This window comes from Streptomyces alkaliphilus (assembly GCF_014141535.1).
Taxonomy (GTDB): domain Bacteria; phylum Actinomycetota; class Actinomycetes; order Streptomycetales; family Streptomycetaceae; genus Streptomyces; species Streptomyces alkaliphilus.
Genome location: NZ_VKHT01001497.1, coordinates 1 through 843, shown reverse-complemented (window position 1 = coordinate 843; position 843 = coordinate 1). Strand labels below are relative to the sequence as shown.

1 protein-coding gene is annotated in these 843 nt (G+C 74.7%); it reads left to right on the top strand.

Annotated elements, in window-relative coordinates:
- Positions 1-843 (top strand): right-handed parallel beta-helix repeat-containing protein (locus FNQ90_RS25305; protein WP_182608445.1); only part of this gene is annotated, 843 nt, incomplete at both ends.

Here is an 843-nt window from a genome sequence, read left to right as displayed (position 1 = left end):
ACACATCCCCGGCCCCGGCCGGCACCCCGACCGGCACCCCGGCCGAGGACGGTGCCACCACCGACGGTGGGACCGCGCGCCGTCGCGCCGGCCCCGCCGCGATCCTCACCGCCGTCGCCGCGCTCCTCACCCTCATCACCCTGATCACGCTCGTCGGCTGCGGTGCCCTCAGCCCCCGCGAACGCGACATCCGCCCCGGCCCCACCGGACAGGCCGCCGTCATCACCGTCCCCGGTGACACCCCGTCCATCCAGGCGGCCCTCGACGCCGCCGTCCCCGGCGACCTCGTCCTCGTCGGCCCCGGCGTCTACCGGGAGAGCCCCGTCCTGCGCACCCCACGCGTGGTGCTGCGCGGCTCCGACCGGGGGGCGGTGATCATCGACGGCGAACAACGCCGCGCCACCGGCATCACCGTCCTCGCCGAGGAGACCGCCGTGGAGAACCTCACCCTGCGCGGCCACACCACCGCCGGCCTCACCGTCACCGGTACCGCCGAACACCCCCTGCTCGGCTACCGCGCCTCCTACCTCACCGTCCACGACAACGGACGGCACGGCATCCGTGTCGTCCGCGCCCGGCGCGGCGTCATCGAGCACTCCCACGTCTCCGGCCACGGCCACGCGGGCATCCGCGTCGAGGAGTGCGACCCCTGCGAGAGCGTCGTCCGCGACAACATCACCGAGGCCAACACCATCGGCATCGAACTCCTCGCCACCGGCCACCCCATGACCGTGCGCGGCAACACCGGGGAACGCAACACCGCCGGCGTCCGCGCCCGGCACCGGAAGGCCGACGACCCCGGCCCGATCATCCTGGGCAACATCCTCCCCGACAGCCCACCGC